This is a genomic window from Microbacterium memoriense (genome assembly GCF_025398275.1).
Taxonomy (GTDB): domain Bacteria; phylum Actinomycetota; class Actinomycetes; order Actinomycetales; family Microbacteriaceae; genus Microbacterium; species Microbacterium memoriense.
The window spans coordinates 1-4,773 of record NZ_JAODOR010000024.1 but is presented as its reverse complement, the minus strand read 5'-3'; the positions used below and the strand labels follow the sequence as shown (position 1 = coordinate 4,773).

The 4,773-nt window shown below is 58.3% G+C and carries 3 protein-coding genes and 1 pseudogene; 2 read left to right on the top strand and 2 right to left on the bottom strand.

Annotated features, from left to right (window positions below; translation table 11 throughout):
* The first annotated feature begins 97 nt into the window (after positions 1 to 97).
* On the top strand, positions 98 to 1,222 hold the full coding sequence (locus N4R40_RS13125; protein WP_261607828.1) for a glycosyltransferase family 2 protein: 1,125 nt from the start codon (positions 98 to 100) through the stop codon (positions 1,220 to 1,222).
* Positions 1,219 to 3,318, top strand: a complete 2,100-nt coding sequence (locus N4R40_RS13120) for a GtrA family protein (protein WP_261607827.1) — start codon at positions 1,219 to 1,221, stop codon at positions 3,316 to 3,318. The genes N4R40_RS13125 and N4R40_RS13120 overlap by 4 nt, the downstream gene beginning before the upstream one ends.
* A 208-nt stretch (positions 3,319 to 3,526) precedes the next feature.
* On the opposite strand, the pseudogene N4R40_RS13215 reads toward N4R40_RS13120, so the two are convergent.
* Positions 3,527 to 4,574: pseudogene (locus N4R40_RS13215) on the bottom strand (IS1634 family transposase); the annotation flags it as partial.
* Between the two features lie 13 nt (positions 4,575 to 4,587).
* Positions 4,588 to 4,773: integrase core domain-containing protein (locus N4R40_RS13100; protein ID WP_261607824.1), on the bottom strand; the 186-nt coding region annotated here is incomplete at its 5' end.

Here is a 4,773-nt window from a genome sequence, read left to right as displayed (position 1 = left end):
ACGAAACGGGGTCAGCCCACCAGCCCCCCTGAGGTCCGAACAGCCGTCAAGGCAGGTCCTGTTCAACTTGCACAGAGGCAACTCAACAATGGATACCATGAGCATGAACCGAGTTATGAGGCCCATGATGCTGGGCGTCGAGGAGGTTCCGGCTGGCGAAGGCCGCAGTATGTCGGGGGAGTTGAAATTGGAGGATAGCCCGGTGGATGAGGGATTGCCATCGTCACACGTGATGACGCTTGTGAGTGTTGCGATGCCCGTATACAACGAAGAAGCTGGGATCGAAGCGTTTCATATGGAGCTCATGCGAGTCGTATCGCAGATCGATCGCGATTACGCATTCGAATTCATATATGTCAACGATGGCAGTCGAGATCGATCACTGGAGGTGCTGAAGGGGATCGCAGCTGAGGACTCCCGAGTCACGGTGGTCGATCTTTCTCGGAACTACGGGCACCAGGTCGCGATCACAGCAGCAATCGACAGATGTGTCGGCGATGCAGTTATCGTTATGGACTCAGACTTGCAGGATCCCCCCGCCGTGATACCCGAACTGATCGAGGCATGGGAGGCCGGAGCGGACGTCGCATACGCGCAGCGTCGCTCAAGGCAAGATTCCGCGATAAAGAAGCTGACTGCGTATTGGTACTACCGGCTCCTAGATGTTCTGTCGGACACCAAGATTCCTGCCGACACCGGCGACTTCAGACTGATGAGCAGGCGGGTAGTGGACGCGCTCGCTGAATATCGGGAGGCGAACAGATACATTCGGGGCATAGTCGCTTCGCTCGGTTACAACCAGGTAGCAGTTCCGTTCGACCGCGCGGCACGCGTCACGGGCGAGACGGCATACACCTGGCGTCGCATGATCTCCCTGGCAAGTGATGGGGTACTGGGCTTTTCGTCGAAGCCGCTGAGATTGATCTCTAGGACCGGCTTCGTCATTGCCGCATTGAGCGCATTGATAGGTCTCTATGCGATATTCGTGCGACTTTTCTTTCCAGAGGTCATCGTCCAAGGTTGGGCGTTTCTAGCGACAGGGATGTTCTTCCTCGGAGGCATCCAGCTCGTCATGCTGGGCATCGTTGGAGCGTATGTCGGTAGGATCTATACGGAGGTTCAGCGCCGACCGCGATATCTCTTGCAATCGGTATATCGCGCGGTGAACGATGACGGCACGCGCCATGCAAGTGTCATTCCAGAAAGTTCTGCACAGGGGTGAAGACTTCTCCTTCTGAATCGCGGCGGATCTTGACGTTTGCCACAATCGGGGTCATCAATACGGCTATTGACGTTTCGCTGTATGTGACACTGTCGGCCCTCGGCTTCGGAGTCATCTCCGCCAATTTCATATCGACCACCAGTGGTCTAATTGTTAGCTTCCTATTGAATGGGCGCTATACCTTCGGTGACATCCCTGGCTCCTTTCGGAGGCGAATAGTAACTTTTGTCATCGGAAACGTCATTGGCCTTTGGCTTCTCCAGCCTGCTGCCATATGGATCGGATCCGCATTCCTCGATGGCATTGTTCGTGAAGGTGGCTTTCTCTACGTCACCGCGCCGAAGTTGTTTGGGGTGGCGCTTGCCCTTGGGTGGAACTACCTTTGGTATAGACGCATCGTATTTGTGCCTGACGAGCAACGCCGCAGTATCGCGCTTCGAAGCTACCTACGTTCAGCGTATGCACCACTCGGACCATACGCGCGATCGGTTGCGAAGTACTTCTCATCCGCTCCAGTTGCATTTCGATTCATCGCACTTCTCCTAGCCGTCATTGCTGGTATTTCTGCAGTGATGTCTGTGGTGGAAGGTGAGTGGGACGACGATCACTCATGGGCGATTCCTCTTGGCGTTATCATTCTAGTTGCGCTGGTCGCCGCGCCGCTCTTCGCCGACGCGGCGAGACGTGGAGGCGCCGCACTCGACAGACTTCCCAAGGCTGGGAGGCTTCTCGCGCTCTTCGGCGGATCGCTGATTGCGCTAATGGTGGTGTGGCGCATTGGCTTTGCTGCGCTTCGATATCCAGGATTCGATGCCGGCGCAATCTTCCGCGTAAGCGGCTATATCGCTGACGGTGCAAGTGCGATGGGGAGCGAGGAAGGGGCGCGGTACTTTCCCATGTACCCCAATAACGTCCCTATGCTCGCGTTCTACAGCGCGATCTTCAGATTGACGGATTCGCTCCATGGTGGATCTGAGTATGGTCGACTTCTCGTCGCCATGAGTGTAAATGCTGTCGCCCTCGTCATTGCGTTCAGCTTTACAGTTATTGCGGCGTGGAAAATCGGCCGGAGCAGGCTTGTGCTCTTACTGCTCGCCCCGCTTACGGTGTTCATTATAGTCTCGCCGGTGGTTAGTGTTCCGTATTCGGACGCGCTTGCCGCCCCCTTTCCTGTCGCCGTGTTTGCGATCTGGCTAATGGCCAGGCGTCATCGCGGCTATATGGCGTTGGCTAGCTGGGTTCTAATAGGATGTGTCGTCGGTATTGGTATGTCCGTAAAGCCGACCGTCGGCGCAGTATTTGCTGCAGTAGTTGTCGTCGAGTTGATCATTCGATTCAGAAGAAAGAAAGGCAAGGCGCTAGCAGTTGCGTGGATAGCTGCGTCTGCATTTTTTCTGTGCATATTCTATCTTGTCGCCGTGCCCGCGTTTTCTAATCGCGCAGTTGCTCTCCCAAACTCGGCGGAGTCAGAGGCGATTCCATTCAGTCACTTCCTGGCAATGGGCGCACAAGGACTCGGCTCTTACAGTGCGGATGATGTTAATGCGATGGTCTCGACACCCCCTGATGAGCGACTGAAGTATGGCATCGATCTCTACATCAGCCGCGTCAAGGATATGGGTTTCGATGGTTACGTGCGATTCTTGATTCAGAAGGTCACCTGGACGCTTGGCGATGGAAGCTTCTTCCAATGGAAAGAAGGCGCTCAGATGGACTATGCATTTGAGAACAGCGATGACACCAGCTCATTGATCCAGAGTTACTACGACCTATACGGTAGCAATCGCGCGGTCCTTGCTCCGCTGTGGCAGTCTGCATGGCTTCTGACGCTTGCTTGTATCGCGCTGCCGCTCTTCTGCTCGAGGCGGGCCCTGCATACTGCGGAAATCACGGCAAGCAGAATTGCCATTCTGCTTTTGATCGTGTTCCTCGCGTTCTTTGAAGCACGTTCTCGTTATGTCTACCTGTATGTTCCGCTATTCGTGTTGTGCGCAGCTCAGAGTATCTGGGTGGTGACCGGCAGGGGTGCCCTCGGCGCGCGTAAGTTGAGTTTGCGCCTCGCCGAGAGGTCGATGCCAGCAGTCCAGGGGGAATGAGGACGCGGTTACGATGGAGAGTCACCATCAAAGTCTCCGGGCGGATCTACATGTTCGCGCCGGGAGTCGTCAGCTGTGATGGATACTCACAGGCGGACGGGCTCTTGCGGAGTGCTCGTACGCGAACGAGATAGTGTGGTGAGGTTCACACTCCGCTATGGGGAATTGACTACTTTGACCTGGATCGTGTCACTTTGGTGCGTAACGCTCACGGGTAGAGGGTGGCGAGGATCTCGGCGGCTTCGCCGGTCGGGGGCGTGGGCGCGGTGAGTTCGTGCCCGTCGATGCCGATCGTCACGTCCCGCAGGGGTCGCAGTGCGCGGATGACGCGGCGGATGCTCACGCCGGTGGTCTTGTGGAGGTGCCGGCTGATCGCGAGGGCGGCGAACACGACGGTGAGGTGCGCGTGGATCGAGTCCTCGGTCGACGCGAACATCGGCCTCGCGCGCAGGTCGGTCTTCGCCATCCGGAACGTCGCCTCGACCTCGAACAGGTCGTGATATGCGGCGACCACCTCCGCTGCAGAGGCCGTGATGGTGGGCAGGTTGGTGACGTAGCCCTTCAGCCCGATGTACTCACGCGCCTTCTCGACCCGCGCCCAGTTCACTCCTGGCCTCTCGCCGAGCGTGACGAACCGGTCCTTCTTCGCGGTCTCGTGCCCGCGGCGATCTGCTCGGCGCGTTCGATCTGCTTGTTCAACGTGATGTTGTCGCGGATCTTGCGTTTGTGGGAGTACTGCCACACCACCCGCCGCTGACGCGCCGCCGCCCCGGCACCCATGGTGCGGGTGGTCTCGATCGTCTCCCCGTCGATCACGATGTTCCCACCGTCGCGTAGTGCTCGGCCAAGTCGTAGGGCGTGCTGGAGGTGCGGGAGCCGACGATGAAAGAGAACCCGGCGTCTTCGAGCTTGTTCAGGTTCGAAGCCGACAGCATGCCCGCGTCGGCGACCACCACAATCTCGGTCGCCTGGTGCCGTTCCCGGAACGCGTCGAGGACGGGCAGCAGGGTGAGCGTCTCACCCCTGTTCCCAGCGAACTCGTGGACCTCGAGGGGGAACCCGCCCTGATCGACAAGCAGACCGACGAGGATCTGCGGGTCGACGCGGCGTTCCTTGCTCATCCCGACCCGCCGGAGGCGGTCCTCGCGTTCGGCTTCGAAATAGAGCGTGGTGCAGTCGTAGAGCACGACAGTGAGCGGGCCGTTCCGTGTCGCGTGCGTGTATGCGGCGGCGGCGAGCTGGGACCGCCAGTCCTGTGAGCCGCCCCCTTCATTCGGTCCGGACGTTCTGTGAGTCGTCGGTTTCCATTTGATGGGTGCACTGTCGAGCGTACTCAGCTGGGGGTAGGTAGCCGAGCGAGGAGTGCCGGCGGTGGTGGTTGTACTCGTCCTTCCAGTCGCCGATCACAACCTGCGCGTGCAGTAGCGAATAGAAGCTGGGCCTTGACCCCGGATC

Excerpts from the sequence above, each read along its gene's own strand:
- N4R40_RS13125 (WP_261607828.1), top strand. The coding sequence starts at position 98 with ATGAGCATGAACCGAGTTATGAGGCCCATGATGCTGGGCGTCGAGGAG.